General features: G+C 47.7%; 16 protein-coding genes. 3 read left to right on the plus strand and 13 right to left on the minus strand.

Annotated elements, in window-relative coordinates; genetic code table 11:
* Window positions 1-178: 178 nt before the first annotated feature.
* Genes NQ542_RS08990 through NQ542_RS09005 form a run of 4 tightly spaced genes read right to left on the minus strand, consistent with a single transcriptional unit; the run spans window position 179 to window position 2772 of the window.
* Window positions 179-907, minus strand: coding sequence for a hypothetical protein (locus NQ542_RS08990; RefSeq protein ID WP_004304280.1), 729 nt, complete (start codon window positions 905-907; stop codon window positions 179-181).
* A gap of 16 nt (window positions 908-923) precedes the next feature.
* On the minus strand, window positions 924-1277 hold the full coding sequence (locus tag NQ542_RS08995; protein WP_004291505.1) for a DUF3408 domain-containing protein: 354 nt from the start codon (window positions 1275-1277) through the stop codon (window positions 924-926).
* A 2-nt stretch (window positions 1278-1279) separates the two neighbouring features.
* Complete coding sequence (locus tag NQ542_RS09000; protein WP_004291503.1) at window positions 1280-1720, minus strand: DUF3408 domain-containing protein; 441 nt, start codon at window positions 1718-1720, stop codon at window positions 1280-1282.
* A 2-nt stretch (window positions 1721-1722) separates the two neighbouring features.
* Window positions 1723-2772: a ParA family protein gene (locus tag NQ542_RS09005; RefSeq protein WP_004291492.1), complete on the minus strand. Its 1050-nt coding sequence runs from the start codon at window positions 2770-2772 to the stop codon at window positions 1723-1725.
* A gap of 421 nt (window positions 2773-3193) precedes the next feature.
* Here NQ542_RS09005 and mobA point away from each other — a divergent pair, with 421 nt between their 5' ends.
* From mobA to mobC, 3 genes are read left to right on the plus strand one after another with little or no spacing between them, the layout of a single operon-like run.
* The gene (gene mobA, locus NQ542_RS09010; protein ID WP_004291488.1) at window positions 3194-3622 is read left to right on the plus strand and encodes a conjugal transfer protein MobA; all 429 of its coding nucleotides are present in this window, start codon (window positions 3194-3196) and stop codon (window positions 3620-3622) included.
* The gene (gene mobB / locus NQ542_RS09015; RefSeq protein ID WP_004291483.1) at window positions 3601-4848 is read left to right on the plus strand and encodes a conjugal transfer protein MobB; all 1248 of its coding nucleotides are present in this window, start codon (window positions 3601-3603) and stop codon (window positions 4846-4848) included. The genes mobA and mobB overlap by 22 nt, the downstream gene beginning before the upstream one ends.
* 30 nt (window positions 4849-4878) lie before the next feature.
* Entirely contained in the window at window positions 4879-6897 is a 2019-nt protein-coding gene (gene mobC, locus NQ542_RS09020) for a conjugal transfer protein MobC (RefSeq protein ID WP_004291482.1), read from the plus strand.
* Between the two features lie 131 nt (window positions 6898-7028).
* On the opposite strand, the gene NQ542_RS09025 is transcribed toward mobC, so the two are convergent.
* The 9 genes from NQ542_RS09025 to NQ542_RS09065 form a co-directional block, all read right to left on the minus strand.
* A complete protein-coding gene (locus NQ542_RS09025) occupies window positions 7029-10283 on the minus strand; it encodes a P-loop NTPase fold protein (protein WP_004291481.1) in 3255 nt (1084 codons plus the stop codon).
* A gap of 16 nt (window positions 10284-10299) precedes the next feature.
* A complete protein-coding gene (locus NQ542_RS09030; RefSeq protein ID WP_004291480.1) occupies window positions 10300-11430 on the minus strand; it encodes an ATP-binding protein in 1131 nt (376 codons plus the stop codon).
* A 301-nt stretch (window positions 11431-11731) separates the two neighbouring features.
* Entirely contained in the window at window positions 11732-12337 is a 606-nt protein-coding gene (locus tag NQ542_RS09035; protein WP_004304269.1) for an RteC domain-containing protein, read from the minus strand.
* Between the two features lie 238 nt (window positions 12338-12575).
* Window positions 12576-12998: a dihydrofolate reductase family protein gene (locus tag NQ542_RS09040; RefSeq protein WP_004291474.1), complete on the minus strand. Its 423-nt coding sequence runs from the start codon at window positions 12996-12998 to the stop codon at window positions 12576-12578.
* 279 nt (window positions 12999-13277) lie between these two features.
* On the minus strand, window positions 13278-14600 hold the full coding sequence (locus tag NQ542_RS09045; RefSeq protein ID WP_004291471.1) for a sigma-54-dependent transcriptional regulator: 1323 nt from the start codon (window positions 14598-14600) through the stop codon (window positions 13278-13280).
* Complete coding sequence (locus tag NQ542_RS09050) at window positions 14593-16911, minus strand: hybrid sensor histidine kinase/response regulator (protein ID WP_004291467.1); 2319 nt, start codon at window positions 16909-16911, stop codon at window positions 14593-14595. Before NQ542_RS09050 ends, NQ542_RS09045 begins: the two co-directional genes overlap by 8 nt.
* The gene (tet(Q), locus tag NQ542_RS09055; protein WP_004291466.1) at window positions 16911-18836 is read right to left on the minus strand and encodes a tetracycline resistance ribosomal protection protein Tet(Q); all 1926 of its coding nucleotides are present in this window, start codon (window positions 18834-18836) and stop codon (window positions 16911-16913) included. The genes NQ542_RS09050 and tet(Q) overlap by 1 nt, the downstream gene beginning before the upstream one ends.
* A 657-nt stretch (window positions 18837-19493) precedes the next feature.
* Window positions 19494-25310: an N-6 DNA methylase gene (locus tag NQ542_RS09060; RefSeq protein ID WP_004291462.1), complete on the minus strand. Its 5817-nt coding sequence runs from the start codon at window positions 25308-25310 to the stop codon at window positions 19494-19496.
* A complete protein-coding gene (locus NQ542_RS09065) occupies window positions 25300-25752 on the minus strand; it encodes a DUF1896 domain-containing protein (RefSeq protein WP_004304266.1) in 453 nt (150 codons plus the stop codon). Before NQ542_RS09065 ends, NQ542_RS09060 begins: the two co-directional genes overlap by 11 nt.
* Window positions 25753-25846 lie beyond the last annotated feature (94 nt).

Raw genomic sequence — 25846 nt, forward strand, 5'->3', positions numbered from 1 at the left:
CAAAAGGGTGGATGGTCCTTTGTCGGGCGGTTGATACTTTGTTTCTTTACTTTGGTTTTAGTGGATGCCCGTTTGTTTCCACGGACGTGGGCGTGTCCGTTGCGGATGGGGATGCGCCTTGCGTTTCCTCGCCGCGTGGGTTGATGTCATTCTTTCATGTTCATTTCTTTTATTGTTGTCATACATAGTTGCGAATGTCGAACTCCTCGATGTTGTCCGGCACGACGAACTCCTTTTCAGATTTCTTCAGCCGAATCTCGATAAGCCCCTTGATGCGGATGCCTATCTCCGAAGAGCCTTCCATCATTTTCTCGTACAACTCCGTGCCCTCCATGTCGGTGAACACCTTAGCCGCCTTTTCACGTTCCGCCTGTGTCGCGTCCGGGTTTTTGGCGGTCTTGCAGGCGTCGTCAATCTCGTCAAAGCTGCTGCCCGAAGCCCGTGGCGTGTCCGAGGCGTCCTCTTCCGGTTCGTCGTCCCCGTATCCCAGTTCCTCCGGCGGTATGCTCGTGAAGGTCTCATCGAGTTTTTCCTCCGGGACTTGTGCCGGGCGGGATGCGTTTCCCGTTTTTCCGTCGTCAAAAGTAGCCTCTTCCTCCGACAGCTCAATGCCTTTTTCAATAGTGGCGGCTTCTTGCGTCGGTATGGCAGCGGTTGTCCGGGTGGATGCCATCCTGAAACGGCTCTTGCCGATGATGTCCGCCTTTTCCGCAGGGACTTCCTCGTGTGCCGCTATGCGTTTAGCCTCATTCCCGTCCAGTGACCGCCATAATCCGACAATGCCCTTGAAGAAGCGGACAATCCGCGTGTCCATGATGCGCTCGTAAAGGAGCAGGAACAGGAACCAGAGGTTGCAGCCGACCGATACCGCCAGCAGAATGTCTGTCATGCTGATTGTGTAATTCATATCCTTCCGTTTTTGGTTAGAATACTGAATTGTAATTTCGGGCATAAAGGCTCTTTATCGCATCTTCGCACTGGTTGAAGTGGTGCGTCAGCACATGGTCGATGTAAGCGGACAGCGTAAGCCGGTCATGCCCGATTACACGGGTGATACGCATGATACGCTCGTGGTACTCCGGGCGCACATACGCCATCTTCCCCTCACGTGCCTTTACTTCCGGGTCGCGGATGAACAGGCGTTCATAGTCCTTCTCACTGCATTTGCCGCTTACCGGGACAGGCGACAGTATTTCCACACTCGCCTGCACTTGGGTAAACATACCTCCGCAGTCTTGCTGTGGTCTTTTTTCATTCGGTGTCATTTCTTTTTCCATTTTCAAATCAGATCTTCACGTTGTTTCTTGTACAGTTCGTTGATTCTCTCCTTGTGCTGTTCCAGATGCTGGCGCAGCACGGTATCCACATATCCGCCTACTGAGATTTCCCCTCCGGCGATGTCGTTCACGATTCTGAGGATCTTGCCGTGGACGTCACGGCTGATATAGACACATTGGCGGGTCTTTATCTCGTTGCGGCGCAGGAATAGCTCGTTGTAGTCCTCGTCCTGCCTTTTCCGGCGTCCACTTTCCCTCTGCGCTTTTTCCCGTGTTACGGGTTGCACAGGAGATGGTTCCGGTGCGGCGGTGTCCTCTTCGGTCGGTGCAGCTGCGGGTACTTCCTGTGCGGGGCGCAGTGTCCCGTCCTGTGTGCGCCGCCCGATGGAGGCTAACAGCAGTTCCTCGTCGATGCCTTCCGTGTTCACTTTCCTGCTGCCCATGCTCACTGCGGTCTGATGATGTCGCTTATCTCTTCGGAAAACTCCCGGATGCCACTCCCTTTCAGCAGTGCCGTGTCCATCGGGAAGATGGTGGAGCGGAAAACGCTCTTGCGCTCTTCCGAAAGGTCACGGCGGAACTTCTTGCTGTCGGGCAAGCGGGTGGAAAGTACCGGAAAGCCCATTTCGGCTATCACTTCCTCGTAGATGCCGTACAAGTCGTTCCTCTCCCTGCCGTCCACCATCGTCCAGAACAGATGCAGCCCCTTTGTTTTCGCCTGTCCGGTAGTCATCAGCCTGTCGCGGAACATCGTGACGAATTTCAGGGTACTCTCCACGACAAAGCGGTCGGCACTCAGCGGAGTGAAAATGTAGTCCATCTGCGAGAGCGTCTTTATCACGCCGTTGCTTCGGAGTGTGCCGGGCATGTCGAAGAACACCACGTCGGGTTTCACGTCCTCAGTGGCAATCATCCTCTCGGCATCGTCGAGGGCGTTCACCGCATTGCTTTTGACGATGGTGTAGGCGTTCTTTTTGATCCGGCGGAAATGGTCGCAAGCGAGAGCCTTGAAGTAGGTGCTGCTGTCGATAAGCCCCATTTCGTGTTCGCGCAGCCCGTGGATGCTGTGCTGCGGGTCGTCGCAGTCCACGACGGCGACATTGTAGCCTTTCACGTTGTGCAGGTAGCTGGCGGCAAGTGCCGTGACAGTGGATTTGCCGATGCCACCTTTCTGTGTTGCGAATGCAACGAAGATTTCCTTACTCATAGTTCCATTTATTTTAATTGTTGATGATTTGTTTTTCTGTTTCCATACGGATTTGGCTGTCGCACCATCCGCTTCCGTGACTACACACGCAGGCGGGTCGTCGCGTATCCGGTTCTGTGGTGAAGCGGTGCGTCGGACAAATGGTGATTGACGACATTGCGTCATGAAGTCATTGAATCCATACGTCACCGAATTGTCGGAGAACCGGGTTTCCGACGGTTCGGGTATCCGTTTCGGCAAGTATCCGAAGAAGCGGATTTCCGGGTATTTGAATGTTCCGTTTATCATATCTTCAAATCGTTCGTTTCTTGAATCATGCTGCAAATAAACAAGTATATTTTGGAACCTGTATCACTTCTCCGGCAAGTGGCGGCACGTTGCGCCGGTTGGCAGTCATTGACCGGGTCAAGCATCTGTCCGATACCGCTTTAAGGGCGTAACTTTGCACCCGGACAGCAGGGTTCGCCGATGACGCGCGGCCCGGAGTCCTGAAAGGTATTTTCCCAATCCGTCCCCTGACGGATTTTTATGTTCACCTGAACATAGCAAGATGTCTTTTCAGCCGCTCAAAATATTTTGAGCAGCCACGAAAAGCACTTGCCCTTGCAGGGGGCGGGCTTTCCCTCCGAAGTCGGGAAGCCTTTCAGAACTGCGGTGCTGTAATCCGAAGCGGCGGCTTATGCCGTCAATCCGCTAAATCCAAAGTAATATGAAAGAGAAAAGGAAAAGCAAATCAGGGAGAAATCCCAAACTTGATCCGGCGGTGTACCGGTACACCGTCCGTTTCAACGAGGAGGAACACAACCGTTTCCTCGCCATGTTCGGAAAATCGGGTGTCTATGCACGGTCTGTTTTCCTCAAAGCGCACTTCTTCGGGCAACCGTTCAAGGTGCTGAAGGTGGACAAGACGTTGGTGGACTATTACACCAAACTGTCGGATTTTCATGCACAATTCCGTGCCGTGGGTACGAATTACAACCAAGTCGTGAAGGAACTGAGGCTGCATTTTTCAGAGAAAAAGGCGATGGCGTTGCTCTACAAATTAGAGCAACACACCGTCGAACTCGTGAAACTGAGCCGCCGGATTGTGGAACTTTCAAGGGAAATGGAGGCAAAATGGTCGCAAAAATCAGTGTAGGAAGTTCGTTGTACGGCGCGATTGCCTACAACGGGGAGAAGATTAACGAGGCGCAGGGGCGGCTTCTCACCACCAACCGCATCTACAATGACGGTTCGGGAACGGTGGACATAGGCAAGGCGATGGAGGGTTTTCTCACCTTCCTGCCACCGCAGATGAAGATCGAGAAGCCGGTGGTGCATATCTCTCTCAACCCGCACCCGGAGGATGTGCTGACCGATATTGAGTTGCAGAATATCGCCCGCGAGTATCTGGAAAAACTCGGTTTCGGAAACCAGCCTTATCTTGTATTCAAGCACGAGGACATCGACCGCCACCACCTGCACATCGTGACGGTCAACGTGGACGAGAACGGGAAAAGGCTCAACCGGGATTTTCTCTACCGCCGCAGCGACCGTATCCGCAGGGAACTGGAACAGAAGTACGGATTGCATCCGGCAGAACGTAAAAATCAGAGATTGGATAATCCGTTGCGCAAGGTGGCCGCATCGGCAGGTGATGTGAAGAAGCAGGTAGGCAACACCGTGAAGGCTCTGAATGGGCAGTACCGTTTCCAGACGATGGGCGAATACCGTGCGCTCCTTTCCTTATATAATATGACGGTGGAGGAAGCGAGGGGCAACGTGCGCGGACGGGAGTATCACGGGCTGGTCTATTCCGTCACGGACGACAAGGGTAACAAGGTGGGCAACCCGTTCAAATCCTCGCTTTTCGGGAAGTCCGCAGGCTATGAAGCCGTACAGAAGAAGTTTGTCCGTTCCAAATCGGAAATCAAGGATAGGAAACTGGCAGACATGACGAAACGCACCGTCCTTTCCGTGCTGCAAGGCACTTATGACAAGGACAAATTTGTATCCCAACTCAAAGAGAAGGGCATCGACACCGTACTGCGCTACACAGAGGAAGGGCGCATCTATGGGGCTACCTTCATCGACCACCGCACGGGATGCGTGCTGAACGGTTCGCGCATGGGTAAGGAGCTTTCGGCGAATGCCTTGCAGGAACACTTCACCCTGCCATACGCCGGACAACCGCCGATACCGCTATCCATCCCTGTGGATGCTGCGGACAAGGCACACGGGCAGACCGCCTACGACAGTGAAGATATATCGGGCGGTATGGGCTTGCTCACTCCCGAAGGTCCGGCGGTAGATGCCGAGGAAGAGGCTTTCATCCGGGCGATGAAGCGCAAAAAGAAGAAAAAACGCAAGGGCTTGGGTATGTAATCAGAGTATCAACAATTAAAAAATCAATGTATGTCACAACAAGAAGACGATTTGAGGGCATTGGCGAAAATCATGGATTTTCTGCGTGCCGTGAGTATCATTTTAGTGGTCATGAACGTGTACTGGTTCTGCTACGAAGCCATCCGGCTGTGGGGCGTGAACATCGGCGTGGTGGACAAAATCCTTCTGAACTTCGACCGCACGGCGGGGCTGTTCCATTCCATTCTCTACACGAAGCTGTTTTCCGTCCTTTTGCTTGCCTTGTCCTGTCTGGGTACGAAGGGTGTCAAGGGTGAGAAAATCACTTGGGGGAGAATCTGGACAGCATTTGCCGTCGGGTTCGTGCTGTTTTTCCTGAACTGGTGGTTGCTGCCCCTGCCGCTGCCGCTTGAAGCGGTGACGGGACTGTATGTCCTTACCATTGGAACGGGCTATGTCTGCCTGTTGATGGGTGGTCTGTGGATGAGCCGCCTGTTGAAACACAATTTGATGGAGGATGTTTTCAACAACGAGAACGAGAGTTTCATGCAGGAAACGAGGCTTATCGAAAGCGAGTATTCGGTCAATCTGCCGACACGTTTCTATTACAGGAAACGCTGGAACAACGGTTGGATCAATGTAGTTAATCCCTTCCGTGCGTCCATCGTGTTGGGTACGCCGGGCAGCGGCAAGTCCTATGCCGTGGTAAACAATTTTATCAAGCAACAGATTGAAAAGGGCTTTAGTCAATACATCTACGATTTCAAGTATCCCGACCTATCTACTATTGCCTACAACCATTTGCTGAACCACCCGGACGGCTACAAGGTAAAGCCGAAGTTCTATGTGATCAACTTCGACGACCCGCGACGCTCTCATCGGTGCAATCCCATTCACCCGGATTTTATGGAAGATATTACGGATGCCTATGAGAGTGCCTACACAATAATGCTCAACCTCAATAAAACGTGGGTGCAAAAGCAGGGCGACTTCTTCGTGGAGTCACCTATCATTCTGTTTGCCAGTATTATCTGGTATCTCAAAATCTATCAGAACGGGAAGTTTTGCACGTTTCCCCATGCTATCGAGTTTCTGAACCGCCGTTACGAGGATATATTTCCGATACTGACCTCTTATCCGGAGCTGGAGAACTACCTTTCGCCGTTCATGGATGCGTGGCTTGGAGGGGCTGCGGAGCAGCTCATGGGTCAGATAGCGTCGGCAAAAATCCCGCTTTCGAGGATGATTTCACCGCAGCTCTACTGGGTGATGTCAGACAGCGAGTTTACGCTGGACATCAACAATCCCGAAGAGCCGAAAATCCTCTGCGTGGGTAACAATCCCGACCGTCAGAATATCTACGGTGCGGCACTCGGTCTGTATAATTCCCGTATCGTGAAGCTCATCAACAAGAAGGGGATGCTGAAGTCATCGGTCATCATCGACGAGTTGCCCACAATATACTTCAAAGGGTTGGACAATCTTATAGCTACCGCCCGAAGCAACAAGGTTGCCGTGTGTCTGGGCTTTCAGGATTTCAGCCAGTTAGTGCGTGACTACGGGGACAAAGAGGCGAAAGTGGTGATGAACACTGTCGGCAATATTTTCTCCGGTCAGGTGGTGGGGGAAACAGCCAAGACGCTCTCCGAGCGGTTCGGTAAGGTGTTGCAGAAACGGCAGTCCATCTCCATCAACCGGCAGGATGTTTCCACCTCCATCAACACGCAGATGGACGCGCTCATTCCACCGAGTAAGATTTCCGGGCTTACGCAGGGAATGTTTGTCGGTTCTGTATCCGACAACTTCAACGAGCGTATCGAGCAGAAGATTTTTCATTGCGAGATTGTGGTGGATGCCGAAAAGGTGAAACGGGAAGAAAGTGCCTACAAGAAAATTCCCGTCATTACAAACTTCACGGACGAGGACGGCAACGACCGCATGAAGGAAACGGTGCAGGCGAACTACCGGCGCATCAAGGAAGAGGTGAAGCAGATTGTGCAGGAGGAACTGGAGCGTATCAAAAACGATCCGGTGCTGTGTAAACTGCTACCAGATAATGAGACTGTCTAACAAGTCCCCAAAATTGAAAATTATCCCTATCGAAGTTTGAAGTGCCCCCCAAAAGTTGGATACAATTTTTTTGGGGGGCACTTCAGTTCTGACGGGTAAAATCGTAAAATTCGGACTTGTTAGACAAATACTTACGCGGTTTCAACCTCAGGTACTGAATCTATCGAATTGACAAATTTAACCAATTGCGGATCTGAATCTTTTTGTATGAGGTTTCGGAGACTCTTTTTCAATTCATAAGCATCATCCCCTGCTGTATTTATTAAATCCATATAAAAATCTTTGTTTTGCAGAATCAATGAACGGCATGCCCCATCGGAAATTACAGGTTTCACTATTTTATCAATAACGTCTCCAGCTTGACTTTTCAAATTACCATGCGATCTAAGCCATGTTTCGAAAAATTGAAACTTTATTGCATTGATAGTCTTTTTACCGATGCAGAAATCATTTCTTATATCGGTAACTGTCGATTTAATTTTTCGTTTATCCAATCTTTCAACTATATTCTTGAAACAATTAGGGAAAGGATTCAAACTTTGAGTTCCAGAAGCAATATCCATCAGAATCTTTTTGCCAAATTCAGTCAAGTTATCTGGCAAGGATTTGATTTTAGCCAGTAAATGTTTTATTGCGACAAACCAATAATATGATGTATGTGCTGTTCTTTGGGCGTATAATGTATCAACACTTATTTCAGACAACGCTTCGAACGCTATTTTATTGATATGATCGGTCAGGACATTGCTTATTTTAGTGGTCAAATCGTAAAAAGATGCGTCAGGAATTACATCTTTAATATTGTTCTTAGTGATATACTTATCCAAATCGGTATTCCACTCTGCTAAATGCTCGATAAATACCTCATCCGTTACACCTATTCTGTTCTTAATATCTTCAAATTGGGGCAATATGTCTGAGAGCAATAATTTATAGCCAAGTTTATGATTTACCATGTATTGTAGTGTTTCATTTAATAGCGGTATATTCCATCCCACACTATTTACTAATAAGTCTCCATGATCCACATAATAGTCCATGAGTTCTGCAACATATTTTATATCTCCACCCTCTATTAAGGAAACGGAATGACCATGTGCCAATTGCATGGCGACTAAATCGTAATATCCAGACTCTTTAATGTTTCGGCCATCAGTTTCTAATTCAGAATGCAACTGATTTATGTAGGTTGAATCTAACGTTACAGGTAAAGGTCTTTCTTCGTCAGATGCCAATAAACGATAGGTTGTAAATATAGCCCCTATATTATCTTTATTTACATTCTGTTCATCAATGCAATTCGTGATCGCTTGCAAAAGCGTTGGAAACGTATAGGTAGAATTATCTTTTAACGTTTTTACAATATCTGCATGGTCGAAATTATCGGGTAGTAAGTTTGCCAAATAATTATCGAGCGCCTCCGAATTTGTTGCTACTTGATAATATTTATATGCTTTAGTTGTCGCGTTATCCCGATAGGCAGCATCTGTTGCATTTGCAGCTTGAATATAATCGATAAATGTATTTGGCTTGACTGTTTTTGCTTCAATCAATGACGTAAAATCGCACGCCAACTTATTTTGCGCAATAAACCTGTCTATTGCATCTAACGTTTTGAAATAGTCGCCGCCATTGAAGTCATTGAACCGAACTATCTTCTTATATAATTGAGCAATCACATGGTTTTGGCTTTCCGTGTCTAAATGCAACAGCAGTTCTTGGTATTCGACAGGGAACACCTGCTTCTCTATGGATTCTTTTAATTTCAATTGTGCTATTCTTTGCCATACACGCAGAATAACATCGCTCTTTCGAGTTAATTTATGCAAACAATGTATAATCTTATCGATAAGCGCATTGTCCATACATTGTATAACTTCTTCTAATACAGTGTCAAATTGTTTATTAGTCTCTGCATATTGATTTATGTCGTGGTCTTCTTCTCCGTTGATGCAGCCTTCAATATATTTTTTCAATGGAATTTGTCGAGCATCTTCAACATCGACACCATATACCAAAGCTGCAATTTCGCGTTGTGTTTGCAGATCATTGTTAATTATTGTTTGAATGCCATTCAGATAGTCGCCGGACAATATTTGTTCTACTGGATTTGCCAGAATATCCGTCTTCTTCAAACAGAACAATGCTATGTTTATCATCAAAATTTCGTTACACCACTCTTGTTTAAGAGCGACCATCTCATTGATATATGATATAATTTCCCTAACATTGGCATTAGGATTTACCAATCTGAATATCCGATTTATAGTTTCTTTCGCTTCATTTTCTGTTTCTCCAAATGCTTCAACAAACAGTTTGTTGAATATACTTCGATAGTCGGTAATAACAGGAGGAGCAACACGATAAACAATAGGGAAAGTTTTATTGATAAAATACTTGGTCAGTTGTTTCGTTTGTTCGTCGGTCTCATCTCCGAATGCACAAGCTAAATGTGTTTCATCGAAAGGAATAACAGCCCAAACATTTTCAAAACCGCTATCGGCGAAGAACGTATGGATAGAAGACCATAATTCTTTTACTTTTTCAGCGGGGAGACGATCCATGTTGTCAAAAACAAGGACTAATTTACGTTGTCCTTTTTCCTTGATAAAATCAGAAATGTCTTGCATCCATGTTTTGAACTCGTAAACCGTTGGTTCGTCTTCGCTCAAAGTCTCATAGCAAACGTCCTTTTCGACTTTATCTTGATAAATAGCTAACATATAACTCCATCCATATTTATGATCTTTGCTATATGCCCATTTCCAAACGCACAATGCAATAAGAACTGGCAGTGCAGCTATGATAATAGACAATAAAGAAAACCACCATGTTGTGGGTGTAGGTTTTACTGCATACGCAATAAATGTAAATATCGGAGTTAAAACTGCAACCAAAAATGCCGCAACCATACCATTACTGATAAGGGGATATTTTTCGGTTACGGTCTCCGTTTTACGGGCTAATAAATATTTCAGCTTTTCAGACCATGATACGGTTTTCGTACCTCCACCTTTGACTTTTATTGTTGCATTTCCAGATAGGATACCATCATCAATAAGTTTGCTTGTAAGCAATTCCAATATAGAGCGGCGTTGCAAGTCCTCTTGATGTCCCCATGCGTCATACTCAAAAAAGTAATAGTCGTCTGATAATTCACGTTCCAACATTTTAACCACGTTGGATTTTCCAGATCCCCAAATACCTTCGATGCCGATAATTCGAGGTAAAGTACATTCCTCATCCAATGAATCATTCTGACAAAAATGGCGAGCAATAGTTTTTGCCAACCTTTCTTGCGAACCTCCATCGAATTTGTCAATACCACACGGTTTATTTTGGATAAACCGCGGATATTGCTGTTTGGATTGTAGTTTTGTTTCCATATACGTAATTTATTGATTATACGAACTCCAAATAATTCTCCCGATTTACCACATGAAACTCGGCATAGGGATAGGCTTCTTGGAAGGCTTTCGGTGCGGCCGGCATTTTATTTCCCCACTTGAACTCCAAGGCGGTAAGACTGTCGGCACTCTCCTCAATCAGGTCGATTTCCTGTTTGTCGTAGGTGCGCCAGAAATAGAACTCCCTGTGCAGTCCCTCATTGAAGTTCGCTTTGCGCCGCTCTCCGATGATGTAGTTCTCCCACAGCGCACCGACATCCTGCCGAATGGCCAGCGGTGAGAAAGCCCCGATAATGGCATTGCGAATGCCGTTGTCGTAGAAGTACCACTTGCCAGCTTTTGTAACCTCCTTGCGTAGGTTACGCGAATAAGCCCCCAGACGATAGATAACGAAGACCTTTTCCAATAGGTCGAGGTATTTTTCAACGGTCGTCTTGCTCATGCCGAGTTGTTTACCTAACTCTTCGTAAGAAACTTCGCTGCCCAACTGAAAAGCTATCAATCGCAGTAGATCGCGCATCTTGCTCGAATTTTTTAAGCCGTCAATTGCTAAGATATCTTTAAGCAGGTATGCACCGACAATATCACGTAGGTAGTCTGTTTTACGTTCATAGTTCTCCATCATTACTACTTCGGGATAGGAACCGTAAATCAAGCGCGCTTCGAGGTTCTGGCGGGTTTCAAGTGCCGTTTCCGTCTGTGCGATTTCCCGTTGCGAGAATGGTGTAAGGAGAAATTGCGTACTGCGGCCGACCAACGGTTCACCAGTCTTATTCAGCAAATCGAATGACGAAGAACCACTTGCCAAGACACTTATTCCCGGTATTTCATCAACTATCAACTTCAGAATACTACCGATTTGTGGTATGTTCTGTGCCTCATCAATAGCCAGCAAATCAATACCATCCAATAAATGCCGATAATTGGCTATTGAGCGATTCTCCAATAGTGCTAATGTGTCGTAGTCTTCGCCGTTGAGCATCATCGTCCTACCTGAATAGTTGTCCACAATTTTACGCATCATTACCGTTTTACCAACACGGCGAGCACCAAAAATCAGTACTGCTTTATTGGGCGCGATTCGTGCTGTAATCTTCTCTTGAAGTATTCTATTTACTGTTTCCATACCTTATAAAATATAATGCAAAGATAATCATATTTTTTTAATTGGCGAATTTTACAAAAAAAACGGGCTATTAAATGGCGATTTTTACAACCACAATCTTATGGAAGTTGTTTCATTGTTTTTAGTAATGATATATGTTCATACTATGATGACTCAATAATTTACCAGACATACGTTTCTGAAATTTGTCCTTATAGGAATGAAAAACTCACATATATTGTGCTAATTAATATATAATTAAATGAAAATAAAAAGACAGGATACGAGTATTCCTGTCTTCTCATATGTAATGGATATTTTTTTATTTTCTCATCCGCTCCAACTCCTCATCACGCAACATTCTCTCGTTCAGTTTTTCCTGCATCCTGTCAATGAAATAGGTGCGGCTTTCGTTCTTCCGGCGTTTGATATCAGTGTAGAAGCGGTAGCAGTCTTTAGAATCAACCCCGAATATCTTATAGAGAAGTGGGGCGAGCTGTTTGAGCGGCATATTGCCGTTGTTGATGCAGCCCATCACGTCTATGCCGTAGATAAGTTCCACGAGGTCGATGGCATTGCCCGTCCATTGAAGAAGGCTGGCGGTGGTTTCTGTTGCGTTGTTGGCGGATATTAGTGGTGGCACTTGGGGCGTGGCAAGGAATTTCTGCATCTTTCTTACGAAAGACAGAGCCTTGCTGACGTAGGCGGCAATCTCTCTTTTTTCTTCTGACAGATTACGTACGGGATGGTGCTGCAACTCGATTTCGATGTAGGCAAGCGCGATGACGGTAAGGTTCATGTCCATGCCGCCGTTGCACAGTTCGATCACTTGGGTGGCGAAAGCCGTGTATGCCGTTTCCATATTGCAGTCGCCGGCTTCGTTTATCAGGCGGAAAAAGTCGGTTTCCGCCAGCAAGAAATAATTCATGGTTCTGTCAATTTTGAAAATTACACTTTGTTTTCTGCGTGCGCACATGAATATAATTGGCAAAAAACGCGGCAGAAAATAAAAAATCCAACACTCAATTTTACAAAGTGCTGGATTTCAGAGGTATAAAATTCAGTATTTTTTCACAAGGACAAATTATCTCCGACTTAAATTGTTTGTAATCGGAACATTTATTCTATTCCTGAAAATAGAAATGTATGCTTGCCGCACATTTTGGCTATCTTGCTTTTTTATCAAGGATATAGATAATGCGACATACACCGTTGGGATAGCTTTTCAAAGAGGAAAGCGTCCAGTGTTGCTCTGGCAGAGCCGACTTAAAAAAATGTCGTCCGCTTCCGGATATGAAAGGAACGGTGTATAGTATGATTTCATCCACAGCGTGCATCCGCAGCAGTCCGTTTATATAGTCTGCCGTGTCCGGTGTGGCTTCCGCGAGGTAACGGATGTTTGTGCAGTCTTTTCTCCATTCGTGCAGCATTGAAATGGAATAGTCCGGTGTCACACGGTAAAAGGCTTTCTTCCTGATTTCATCAAGACCGCAACGGTCAAGGCACAAATCCTGATGTGCTTTATCATATAACTCTGAAGAAAGACATCCGTCCATCGTCAGTACGGCGAGAATCTGAACTTTACCCATAATCGTTTCCTTTCGTTAGGCAAGGGTAAAAAAGTAGCGTGCAATTCACACTACCTTCAAGCGATGGCTCTGGTAAAGCCTTTACGGAGAGTACGTGAATGCACGCTATGCGTAAGCATAGCATAAGCATCACGCAATCGTCTCCGTAGTTCCAATTTACCAGATTTTCGCTTGAAACGCCTTGCGGTCTTATCCTATATGTTGGCGGCGAAAAGCTCCTGCCAATCGCCGTTTTTCTCAAATGTTATGCAAAGATAGCCAAATTCAGTGAATTACGGGCTATGATTGCTTGAATTTATATTTAAGTCCATACTCTTCAAGTTTGCTGTATAGTGTTGTCCTGCCTATGCCGAGCAGTTCTGCGGCGACACTCCGGTTGCCGTTTGCCTGTTTCAACGCACGCAATATCCGCTCCTTATCCTCCGCGTCATTGCGCAAGGCGAAGCTGACAGTAGAGGTCGGTTTCGTCACGGCAAGTTCCAGATGCTCTTTCATGACAACACCTTCCTGCGCCTGCAATACAGCACCCATAACTTTCTGCCGAAGTTCCCGCACGTTGCCCGGCCATGCGTGTGTCAGCAACGCTTTACGTGCTTCGGAACTGAACCCGCTCACGCTACACTCCAGCTCTCTGTTTGCCATATCACGGAAGAACTCTGCCAGCGGCATAATGTCTTCTTGACAGTCACGCAACGGAGGAACGGTTATCCCGAAGTCGTGCAGGCGGTACAGAAGATCCTGCCGAAAACGCTTTTCATTCACCGATACCTCCAAATCTTCATTGGTAGCAGCGATGATGCGGACATTGAAATTCCGGTCTGCCTTGTCTCCGACCGGGCGATACCGCCTCTCCTGTATGGCACGGAGCAACATCTGTTGGGTTTCCAACGCGAGGTTTCCTACCTCGTCCAGAAACAACGTGCCGCCTTCCGCCTCATGGAAATATCCTTTCTTGGCATTGTCCGCACCTGTAAATGCACCTTTGACGTGTCCGAAGAAAGCCGACGGTGCAAGCTCTTTGGAGAGTGAACCGCAGTCCACCGCCACAAATGGCTTGCCTGCACGTTTGCTCTTGTCATGCAACAGGTGGGCAATATGCTCCTTGCCCGTGCCGTTCTCACCAAATATCATCACGCTCATATCGGTGGCGGCTACCAGCCTTATGCGGTGCATGATTTTCTGAAAGGCGGAACCTTCACGGGCGAATATAGGCATACGGCGTTGTCCTGCCTGACGTTCTTTCAGTATGGAACGGATCAGGGGGACAAGTTTATCCTCCACAAGCTGTTTGGGAATATAGTCTATCGAGCCGAGTTTCATGCTTTCCACGGCGGTATTAACTTCGGCGTAGTCGGTCATAATGATGAAGGGCTGCATCTTTCCCTCCTTTCGCATCCAGCACAAAAGGTCTATGCCACTGCCGTCAGGCAGACGCAGGTCGGCAACCACGATATCATTATCTGTTGCCTGTTGCAGATGTTTCTTCGCGGTTGAGAGGTGGTAAGCCTTCATATTGCGGTAGCCCTCCCGTGACAGCATATTGCAGACATATTCGCAATACACGATGTTGTCTTCCACCACAATTATTTTTGTCTTATTCATCTTCGTATTTTCTCCTTTCCTCTTCTGCCAACCGTATTATTTCCACTCCCTTATCCAGCACGGCAGTCACGGCATGGCTTAACGCTTCACCATCCGGGAGAGCATCGCCACGAAGCAATCCGTAAAGTACATTCAGCGGTTGGTCGGCACGGAGCACCTCCCACGAACTGCGCAGGTGGTGGATCAGGGAATCCAGCTTTTGCAGGTCTTTTTCTTTTGCTGCATCCCGTACCGCCTGCATTTCCTTTTCTGTTTCAGTTATCAACTTTTCCAGCATGACGGCTTCATTGCCATAGGACAATAAGGCGGAAAAGTCCGGTTTCCCGTCCGGTGTCGCTTTTATGGCACACCTGTCGGAAACCTCCATCAGTTCCGATATGGAGAACGGTTTGAACAGGCATCCGGCAAAGCCTTTTGCCAATAGTTCCCCTTTGTTACAACTGCCCGAAGCGGTTGCCACAACCACCGGGATTGTTGGTGAATTGCCCACGTTGGACGAACGCAACAGTTCCAGCAATTCGAAACCGTTTATATCGGGCATATTCAAGTCTGTCAGCAACAGGCTGTATTCTTTCTGGCGTATCATTTCCATCAGTGCCGCAGCATCGGTGCAAGTGTCGCAGTGTATTCCTTCTTGGGAATACATCTCTTTCAGCATCAGAAGTAATACCTCATCATTGTCAATGGCGACAACATCATGGAATTTATTGTTATGATAAACAGGTGTATTGCTTGTATATCCAAGCTGTTCTTCAGCTTCCTGCATAGAAATTTCAACTGTGAAACGACTGCCTTTCCCTTTCTTGCTGTCTAAACGGATTGTTCCGCCAAGCATCGACACAATATTACGCATTATGGCAAGCCCAAGCCCGAAACCCTCCTTTGCGGCGGCATTTGATAGACGTTCAAACGCACCGAACGCTTGTTTCTGTTCCTCTTCTGTCATGCCTGTACCTGTATCTTCAACGACCAGTGTCAGAACTCCATTATCATATTCAGTAATCAAAGAAACACCGCCTTCTTCTGTGAACTTGACAGCGTTTGACAGCAGGTTATTCCCGATTTGTATTATTCGCTCTTTGTCGGTCAATACAATGGCATCGTGTCCAGTCTTCACGGACAAGGACAGCCCTTTGTTCACGGCAACAGGCATGAACTCCGTTTCAAGTGTGTGCGTGATTGCTGAAATCCGGCAGGGTGACAGACGGGGCTGTTCCTTGCCGTTGTCCAGGCGGAAGAAGTCAAGCAAAGTGTTAAGCATATCCCGCATACGGTCGGAGGATTGCAGTATGTTTTGGATATACTGCCCGGACTTATCCTCACACTGTTCTTTCCGTATCAGTCCGGCATAGCCTGTTATTGCTGTCAGCGGTGTGCGCAGTTCATGGGTGATAGTATGTACCGCCTTCTTCCTTGACGTTATCAGTGCCTCGTTCCGTTGTACGGATTGTTCCAGTTGCCTTATCAAATCAGTTGTCTTGTGCTTGTATTGTTTAATGCTTTTTGCATCACGATGTATGATGATGTAGGAAATTAACAACAATAGAAGAACGAATCCCATTAAACCGCCTACTTGCATAAATGACTTTTCACGCATGGCAACTATTTCGTTTTCCCGGCTTTGCAGTTCGGTTTGTACCTTTTCTTCTATTTGGCAAATCAATTCTTGCAGTTGTCTGTTAAGTTCTGCATTACGAGCTGCAAGGCTGTCGGCTTGTTCCGACAATTGGCGATCCTGCACTTTCTGTTCGCTGATTACGTTTCTATTGACCGAATGAAGGATAGTGGTTGATACTGCTGGAGTTACTTCCTTTTTTTTGCCGAATATGCCTAAGAAACCTTTTCGTTTTGGCTTTTTGGACTGTTCCTGCACACTTTTCTGTACAATAACCGGAATTTGATTGGCTATCTTCTTGTTAATAGATTGTTGTTCATCCATTAACCGGACTATCTGGAACATCTGTCGTTCCTTATCCTCTAAAAGACTGCGCACACTATCGATGCGCTCTGCTGGATAGGTGGCCTTGAAACGGCAGAGCATACTGTCCATTGCCATACGCCGTGCATGGTAATGCTCGATATCTTTATCGTTCCATTCCAGTATTGTTTCACCCAATAGAGAAAATTTTATCATTTGAATATTGATATTGTTTATTTCTTTTCGGAGCTCGTCTATTTTTTTATTGCCAAGTTCTAATGCTTCTATCTCCTGCCATTCATAGAGGCTATTATATGCCATACATCCGATAAGAATGGAGATAAGTATATATCCCAACCGTATTGCCTTATAGAAATTTCCTGACCGCTCCATTATTTTAATGACATTGATTTTTGGAACATGAATAAAAGTTTATCTTTTTCGTTCATGCGGATATTATCAGAATAACCGTCTTTTGTTATTTGATACCCACATGGCTTAACCATAAAAATGCCTAAGCCCTTAGTGTACGAACTTACTTCTGAGGCATAGTCTTTACTTGTATTTAATGGAACTTTCCCTTTAATATGACACCACTCATTATTACAACTGATGTCTTCAATCTCAGACATCAGTTTTTGCAAATCTGTAATAGCTTTGGAACTCGCTACTTGGGGTATCTGCAACTCAAAACAGAGCATCGGTTCGAGAATGTCCACACCTGACTGTTGCAAAGCCAGCCTGAAGACATAAGGGGTCAGCTGTCTGAAATCAGCAGGTGTACTTACCGGGCTATAATACTCGGCTTGAGTAAAAGTTACTTTCAGATCTGTCACTTCCCATCCATGTAAACCAGATTGGCAAGACATACGAATCCCTTCAAAAACGGCATTTTGAAAAGAATGGTTCAGATAACCATAGGAGATGTCACTTTCGATTTGCAACCCTGCCCCTAACGGTAAGGGTTCAAGAGTCAGCCCTATTGTGGCCCAGTAAGGGTTGGGTGGTACTTCGATCTGAATAATCTTATTGACCTTTTTTATAGGTCGTTCTTTGTAGATAGTCTTGATCTCATCAAAATGGACCTTTACGGAAAATCGTTCTTCCAGCAATGTCTGTATGATTTCCTTTTGGGTCAAACCATATAACGAGATTTCCAATTCATCACTATATGAGTTTATGGAAAAGGACAAAGACGGGTCTTCAATCCACAATGTATTCAGAGCGGATATCACCTTGCTTCTCTCTTCGGGCTTATTTGGCCGGACGGAGGATTTGAGAGCGGGATGCTGATGAGATAATCCTTGAATCAAACAAGGTTTAGCACCTAAATAATCTCCGATTCGAAAATCTTCTATATCTTCTACAATCGCGATATCATTGGCACCCACTTCATCAACATTTATCTCTCTGCCCTGATAAATAGTCTTTAGATTTTTAATCTTGATGAATTTTTCCGAATCGTTGATTCTTACAACGTCTCGAAGTCTCAGACTTCCGTCAATTATTTTAAGAAAACTTCTTTTATGCCCTTTGGGGTCATGCTCTATCTTATAGAGATAAGCTGAAAGTCTGTTTGAGACTGATGCCGGAGGAAGTATAAAAGAAGAAATGGCGTCCAACAACTCATTGATACCGATATTGAACATTGCTGATCCATGTAGCACCGGATAGACTTTGGCTTTTGCCACAAGAGCGATTATCGTATTCCAATAATCAGCCGGTGAAATTTCGCTATCCGCCAAATATCGTTCTAATATATCGTCGTCATGGTTGCATACAAATTCTTTGTATTCTTCCTTTATATATGTTTGGGAGCAAACCGGATAAACCGATCCATCGACAACAGTTTGCATAAACAGGACATCTTGCGACAGATTTGTTTTTATATCCATATACAAACGCTCCAAATTCACACCGGCACGGTCAATCTTATTGATAAATATAATTGTCGGGATTTGCAGCTTTTGTAAAGTACTGAACAGCAACTTTGTCTGCGCTTGTATGCCTTCCTTTGCGGATAAGATGAGGACTGCTCCATCAAGCATTTTGAATGTCCGCTCCACTTCCGCAATAAAATCCATGTGTCCCGGAGTGTCAATGATATTGCATTTCACTCCATTCCAGATAATAGATGTCGTAGAAGCCCGGACAGTAATTCCTCTACGTTTCTCTATATCCATAGAGTCCGTTATGGTGTCACCATTATCCACACGGCCGCACTTTTCCGTTGCTCCACTGGCAAACAGCAGATTCTCGGTTACGGAAGTTTTTCCTGCATCAATGTGAGCAAGAATTCCTAAATTTATAATATTCATTTGGATTAAGCAATAATATACTACAGTAGATGCATTGTCGAAACGCACCTTTTAATACCTCCTCGTAGCATATGAGAACTACAGGATTACTAACTCGTATTAATATGTATATTATTACTGCCGCATAACGATTACAAAATTACACAAAAAAATATATCTAACAAAAGTGGGAGGATTTTTTAACTTTTTACCATAGACATTTTATTAGGGAAGCGTAGGTTCAACTGGCAAGTACAAATAAGTAGAAATGTTTGAACAACACCGTTTTAGGAAGTTGAAAAATCAAGTTTCTCTCTCGGTATAGCGTTTATTTTGGCCAATATCTTCTTTAGTTTAGCATTTGTGTATTTCCCATTCGTGTTCTATTTAGCTCCTTATTATGAGTATGTAGCAAGTTACTTATCAAATTCAGCCTCTTTGAGGGTCAAATATGGTTTTGCAAATGGTGACTGACAAGACATAAACAAGGTCAGCAGGAATTTTTTACATAAATGGACATGAATGTATATAACCTAAAATAAGAATAAATTTTAATAAGGGCTGCCCAAAAAGAAAAAAATGCAGTTGCCATCCTATAGATACTTGCAGAAAGGATAAAATTTACTTTTAGACCTTTTGGGATAGCCCTTATTAATACTTCAGATAAAATTCCTTAGGTTATATTTTCAATCCTTTGGACCGGGTTTCCTCCTTGGCATACAGTCCCGGACGCCCGATTATGACATGGTTGGCAACGATACTATCCGCCGGACTGCGTATCTGCGGCGGTGCATTTTCGGGATATTGCGCCTGCCTGTTCCTCACATCTTCCGCTTCCGGCTTGAGCTGTTGCCCTTCATTCTCCTTTTCTGCGACTTCGGGCGTGGGTGGCGCAAGCTCCAGCTGAATTTTTCGGTCAAGGGCGGCAAGTTCGGACTTCAACTGCTTCAGCTCGTCCTCCTTCTTCCACACCTTACCCGCTATCTCCTGTAACTGCGGTATCTCCATCTCCAGCACCTCGTTCTTCGCCTTGTACTGGTCGATGATGGAGGGTATCCTCTCCATCGCGTTGAGGAAGTTGCGGGCGGCGGCCAACGGGTCAGCCATCGCCAGATGCCCGTTGTTGTAGGTGTACTTGTAGTTCCCCTCGACCACGAAGCGGTTGTCGGTGAACTCCAATCCCTCTTTGAGTATCCTTTCGCTCACCACCTTTATCGGAAAACCGTAAAGTTCACCGACCTGCGTGTACAACCCTCCGGTCGTGGCATTCTTGGCTATCTCCTGCAAACGCTTTCCGATGACCTTCTCATCGGCGGAATCCACTCCGTCCACCTTTATTATATTAAGGCGGTTGCCCTCCTTGTCGGTCTGCACCACCGACAGGAAGCGGTTCCAGTCCTCCGTCATGGCATCTATGAAAGCCGTGTTGTTGCGCAACTCGCCGGTCTTTGACTCCAGCTTGAACTCCGAATCACGCTTGCCCTTGTTGAACGACTTGCGTTCCCCTTCGAGCGATGCGATCCGCTTTTCCAGTTTCGCCTTGTCCAACAGGTCGGTATTGCCGGAGAGCAACGCCATGTATTCCGAGAAATTCATGCCCGATTTTTCGTCCATTGCCCCCTCGTCGATGGTACGCGCACCCATCGCACCGCTTTTGAGCTGGCTTATGAAAGTCTGCTTGCAGTGCAGGAGGTTGAACTTGTAGCTGTCCAGTGACTTCTCCACCGCGTAGATGATTACATCCACGTTGTTCCCGGCGAAATGTTTGGCAATCTCATTACCTGCCCTAACTCCGCGTCCGTCACGCTGTTGCAAGTCGGACGGTCGCCACGGCGTATCGAGATGATGGATAGCCACACACCGTTTCTGGGCGTTCACACCCGTTCCGAGCATAGAGGTAGAGCCGAACAGCACACGCACCGTCCCGGCGTTCATGGCGTCTATCACCGCCTTCCGCGCCTTGTCGGTCTTGCACTCCTGAATGAAGCGCACCTCGCTTGGCGGTATACCGTAGTCCTCCGTCAGTTTGCGCTTGATTTCCGAATAGACGTTCCACCCGTCGCCCGGCTGGTATGTCCCCAAATCAGAGAAAACGAACTGCGTGCCTTTCTGGGCGTCGTATTTTTGATAATACTCCGCGATCATCTTGGCACAGTGACTCGCTTTGTTGTCGGGATGATCTTCGTAATTCGGGTCTATCATGCGCATGTCGAGTGCCATTTTCCGGGCATAGTCCGTGGCGATGAGCATCTTCGCCTTTTCTTCCGTTTCCGAAAGCGGCAGCCTGCCCAACAAGGTGGCATCGCCCGTCTTGGCGAACTGCATCAGTTTCTGTATGAAGTCCTCCTGTTCCGGCGTGGGCGGTATATGGTGCAGTATCTCGTTCTTGGCAGGACGGTCAACGCCCACATCCTCCGCCGTGCGGTAGTCCGTGATTTCATTATAGAAGGCGGCAAGCTCCGGCACTTTGATGAAGTAGCGGAAACGCTCCTTCTGGACCACATTGTTCGTCACGTTAAATTCAAAATCCGTCGTCTTCTTGGCAAATATCGCCGCCCAAGCGTCGAAACACCTTATGTCCTGCCGTTCCAGCTCCTTCGGGCGCAGGTACTTGAACAGCAGGTACAATTCAGTCAGTGAGTTGCTGATAGTCGTGCCGGAGAGGAAGGTCGCACCCAAGTCTTTTCCTGTGCGCTCCTGTATGGTGCGTATGGCAAAGAGCATGTTAAGTGCCTTCTGGCTTCCCTCGCTGTTTCCCAATCCCGCCACACGGTCGTGGCGCGTGTTGAAAGTCAGATTCTTGAACTGGTGGCTCTCATCTATGAAGATGTGGTCGATGCCCATCTGCTTGAAATCCACCACGTCGTCCGTGCGTGACTTTATGGCGTGTTCCACCTTCTCCAGCTTCGCTTCAAGGTTGTGCTTGCGCTTCTCCAATCCTTTCAGCATCGCCCGCGACACGTTCTTTCCCTGCTGCCGTAGCACTTCGAGGTTTTCCTCCACCGTGTCAAGCTCTGCTTGCAGGATGCGCTGCTGCAATTCCGGCGACTGCGGTATCTTGCCGAACTGGTCGTGCGACATGATGACGCAATCGTAGTCGTTGTTCTTTATATTATTGAAGAAGCGCACACGGTTGGCGGTCGAAAAGTCCTTCTCCGAAGCGTACAGAATACGTGCGTTGGGATATGCCGCCTGATAGGTGGCTGCAATCTCCGCAACGTTGGCTTTCAGCCCGATAATCATCGGCTTGTGTGCCAAATTCAGACGCTTCATCTCATGCGCGGCGATGCACATTATCAGCGTCTTACCGGTTCCCACCTCGTGGTCGCAAATTCCGCCGCCGTTCTGTTTCAACATCCAGACGCAATCCATCTGTGAGGGATAGACGCTCTTGATACCCCGGCTTGCCAGCCCTTTCAGGTTGAGGTCGGGAAAGGTCTGATGGGAGCCGTCGTAGCGCGGGCGCACGAAACAGTTGAACTTGCGGTTATACATCGTCACAAGCCGCTCCTTGAACTGCGGCGACTGCTCTTCGAGCCATTCGGAGAAGCCGTTTCGTATCTCGTCAATCTTGGCGTTGGCGAGTTGTATTCCCTCGCTGTCGCGCATCTTGATGTCGTTGCCATGCTCGTCCTTGCCGATGGACTTCATCATGTCAGGGCAGGTGTTGTGCAGGGCGTGTTTTAGGAGGTGCATACCGTCATAGTTCCGGTAATACCCCTTCACCAGAAACTCGTCCGTGATTTTCATGGTGCGGTAGCCGCACACCACCGAAAACTCGTCCATGCTTGCGGAATAGGCGATTTTCACCTCCGTGTCGAACAGCCGGCTCATGTAGGCGGCATAGACACCCGTCGGAATCCAGCGTTCCCCGAAATTGAAGTCCAGATCCTCGAAGGCGATGCGCTGCGGCTCGGCATCTTTCAGAGCCTCCAACGCCTGCTTCACCTCCGGCATACGCTCATTTTCGGGATTGTCACCCATCCATGCCTCTATGCGTTCCGCTTTCTCTATGACATTTCCGGCGATGAAACGGTCTTTGATTTCGTAACCGGTCACGAGCGGATTGTAGTAGATGCGCCCTTGCAGGGCAGTGAGCAAATCCTCCGCCGTGCTGTCGGTTATCTCCCGCATATAGTCGAGATTGACCGTACCATATTTGTTGAGCGACGCAGACAGGGCTTCTTCGGGAGAGCCTACGTTGGCATGGCTCTCCACCGCGAAGGAAACAGGATGCTCGAAGATGTCCGCCTTGACGAACTTTCCGTTTTCCATCCGTTCCAGCGAAAGGATGTCGCGCCCGCCCGCATCCATCATCACTAACTTCACGTTCTGCTTGGCGTTGAGGTTGCCGTAGCGCATGACAAACTCATCGTAACAGGTATTCAGATGCTCTCGCCACGGAACATTTGCCTCGCGCCGGAGCGATTCATAACGGTACAGACGCTCGTAGGCGTCACGCAGCGACACATACAACAACGCCTTTTCCTTCTGGTATCCTTTCAGGTCGAGCGGCTGGAATGTCGCCCCGTATGGCGTGATGTCTTTCAGGTAGCCGATGTTATGACGCCCCCGGTCAGCCACCAGCGACCCTTCGCGCAGGTGCATCTCCGGCGTGCGGTGGTAGGCACGCGGAGAAAGGTCCACGACTTCCTCCTTCGGCTTTTCCGCTTCGATGTCGGGGAAAAGGAAAGTCCCCACCGCTTCCGATGGGGTATCTGTAACGGCAGGTGCGGCGACTGCCTCCGGCTGTGTTTCCTCCTGTCGTGGCTGCTCACGGGAAGTTTCCGGCACGGCTTTCACTTCCGTCTTTTCCGCCACTTGTTTCTCGTTATGCTGCCTTGCCAGTTCCCGAAGTTCTTTCCTACGCTCCGGCGTCAAACCCATCATCATTTCATAGAAACCGTTGATGGGAGGATTGGTATCCCAGTCCAGTGTGGCATAGATGTCGTCCGGGTCGGCAGGCTTGGCGGTGTTCTCCGCTTTCACCTCCTTATTCTCCATTGCGGGTTTTGCAGTTGGAGCTGTCGGTGTAACCGTGACTTTCGGTTTGGGCGGAGTGGACTTTGCCGTAACTGCCTTTTTCACCGTCTTTTTCTTTTTGGAGGTTTTCGGTTGGCTGACCTCTTCCGTCATCCCCCAGAGGTCAAGCAGGGTGAGCTGCACGCCTGCGGAATATTGCGGGCGCGGTTCTATCTCCGGCTTTTCATCTGCGGGTTGCGGCTTTTCTGTCGGAGTTTCCACCGTCTGCGCCGAGGATACTGTTTCCAATTTTATGGCAGGACGCTCTACTTTATTTTGAACGGCAACTTTTTCTTCCGTTCCTGCCTGCCGGATTGAACCCGAATACAAGCGCATGGCAAGCCTGTAATGGAAATCCTCGTCGAGCATACGGCGCAAATCCCCGGCGATGCCTGCTGCCTTGCCCTCGTGCAGATAAACCATAGCGGGCTTCCCGTAGGGGTCTGTGTCAAGTTTCGCCATCGTATGCACGATGCGTTCCGGGTGGTGGATGAAATAGGCGTTGTCGGTCAGGGCGGTTTTCGTGTCCGTCTGTATCACGGTCATCAGCCGCTCGTCCTGCGACATTTCCTTCTTGCTGAGGTTCTTTTGCAGGACAATCAGGTCACTGCCCACCTCCGTGCCCGCGTTGTCCGTGAACAGGTTGTTGGGCAGGCGTATCGCGGATACCAGATTGGCCTGACTGAACAGCTCGTTACGCACGGAGGTCTTGGTGCTATTCAATACCCCTTGCGAGGTGATGAACGCCACGATACCGCCGTCACGCACGGCATCCAGTCCTTTGAGAAAGAAATAGTTGTGGATGGTTTTCTGGGCGGAGCGTCTGCCGAAAGAGTCGCTCCGCTGAAACTCCGCGTCGAACACGGCAATGTCACCGAACGGAATGTTGGACACCGCCAAGTCGAAATAATTGTTGAACGGTCTTTCGATTTTCTCAAAACCGCAGGTGCGCATTTTCTGGTCGGGATAGAGATGCCTCAAGATTGTACCCGTGAGCAGATCCTTCTCGAAAGCCATCACATCCGCATTGGGGCTGTGCCGCAGCATGGAATCCACGAACACGCCGACACCTGCCGACGGTTCGAGCATACGGGCGGGGCGGACGCTGTAATCTGCCAGCACGTCCGCGATGGTGTCGGTTATCTCTTTGGGGGTGTAGAAAGCGGTCAGCACGGACGCTTTCAGCGAATCCACAAACCGCTTGTACTCTGTTTCGTCCTTGCTGTTCTCACGGATAAGCCTGTGCAGCTCCACCGTCGGGGCGAACAGTTCGAGGTCGGATTTCGCCCACCGGACGGCATCCGTCAGTTCCTTTGCAGGGTTGAGGATACATTTCAGACCGCCGAAACCGCAGTACCTTTGAAGTATGGCACGCTCTTCGGTTGTCGCTGTCCTATTTTCCCTGTCAAGGATGAATGCCGTCCGTATCGCCTCGATGTTGTCCCGCAGTTTCTGTTTGCGGTTAAACGCCATATTCGTCTAAGTAAAGGACGGTTGCTCCCGTCAGCTCCGTGTAGAGCAGGTCGTAATCGGAAGACAGGGCGAAATTGTCATCCGAGAGGTCATAGACGGAGAACACGTTGCCGACAAGCGGCAGCAGTTTCAGGACAAAGGCTTCACGCTTCTCTTCCGGCACTTCATCGGCAAACTCGTTTTCCACGACTTCGCGGAGGATGGCGTAACGGGAATAATGCAGCCCGCGCAGCAGCGTGTCCATCGCCAGTTCCTGCGCACCATCGGCGGGATAGCCTTCAAGCCGTGCCCTCTCATACGTTTCGGCGGCACGGTCGGCCCGTTCCCGTATGAAAGCGGTGTCGTCAGCCTGTTCAAACTTGTTCGTGCGGAGATAGTCCAGCAGGTACAGACCGTAATAGGAAAAGTCGGTCTGACCCTCGTTTTTCTTCTTGTTGTTCATTACTTTGGATTTAGCGGATTGATAATTAACGGGATAATCGGTTGGAAAAAGGAAGAAAAAGGCACTCGGTATCCCTCCGAGTGCCACCACTAAA

The sequence above is a fragment of the Parabacteroides merdae ATCC 43184 genome, from assembly GCF_025151215.1.
GTDB lineage: Bacteria > Bacteroidota > Bacteroidia > Bacteroidales > Tannerellaceae > Parabacteroides > Parabacteroides merdae.

Bases quoted from the DNA above. Each gene is read 5' to 3' on its own strand.
- NQ542_RS08990 (WP_004304280.1), bottom strand. From the start codon at position 907: ATGAATTACACAATCAGCATGACAGACATTCTGCTGGCGGTATCGGTC.
- NQ542_RS08995 (WP_004291505.1), bottom strand. From the start codon at position 1,277: ATGGAAAAAGAAATGACACCGAATGAAAAAAGACCACAGCAAGACTGC.
- NQ542_RS09000 (WP_004291503.1), bottom strand. From the start codon at position 1,720: ATGGGCAGCAGGAAAGTGAACACGGAAGGCATCGACGAGGAACTGCTG.
- NQ542_RS09005 (WP_004291492.1), bottom strand. From the start codon at position 2,772: ATGATAAACGGAACATTCAAATACCCGGAAATCCGCTTCTTCGGATAC.
- mobA (WP_004291488.1), top strand. From the start codon at position 3,194: ATGAAAGAGAAAAGGAAAAGCAAATCAGGGAGAAATCCCAAACTTGAT.
- mobB (WP_004291483.1), top strand. From the start codon at position 3,601: ATGGTCGCAAAAATCAGTGTAGGAAGTTCGTTGTACGGCGCGATTGCC.
- mobC (WP_004291482.1), top strand. From the start codon at position 4,879: ATGTCACAACAAGAAGACGATTTGAGGGCATTGGCGAAAATCATGGAT.
- NQ542_RS09025 (WP_004291481.1), bottom strand. From the start codon at position 10,283: ATGGAAACAAAACTACAATCCAAACAGCAATATCCGCGGTTTATCCAA.
- NQ542_RS09030 (WP_004291480.1), bottom strand. From the start codon at position 11,430: ATGGAAACAGTAAATAGAATACTTCAAGAGAAGATTACAGCACGAATC.
- NQ542_RS09035 (WP_004304269.1), bottom strand. From the start codon at position 12,337: ATGAATTATTTCTTGCTGGCGGAAACCGACTTTTTCCGCCTGATAAAC.
- NQ542_RS09040 (WP_004291474.1), bottom strand. From the start codon at position 12,998: ATGGGTAAAGTTCAGATTCTCGCCGTACTGACGATGGACGGATGTCTT.
- NQ542_RS09045 (WP_004291471.1), bottom strand. From the start codon at position 14,600: ATGAATAAGACAAAAATAATTGTGGTGGAAGACAACATCGTGTATTGC.
- NQ542_RS09050 (WP_004291467.1), bottom strand. From the start codon at position 16,911: ATGGAGCGGTCAGGAAATTTCTATAAGGCAATACGGTTGGGATATATA.
- NQ542_RS09060 (WP_004291462.1), bottom strand. From the start codon at position 25,310: ATGGCGTTTAACCGCAAACAGAAACTGCGGGACAACATCGAGGCGATA.
- NQ542_RS09065 (WP_004304266.1), bottom strand. From the start codon at position 25,752: ATGAACAACAAGAAGAAAAACGAGGGTCAGACCGACTTTTCCTATTAC.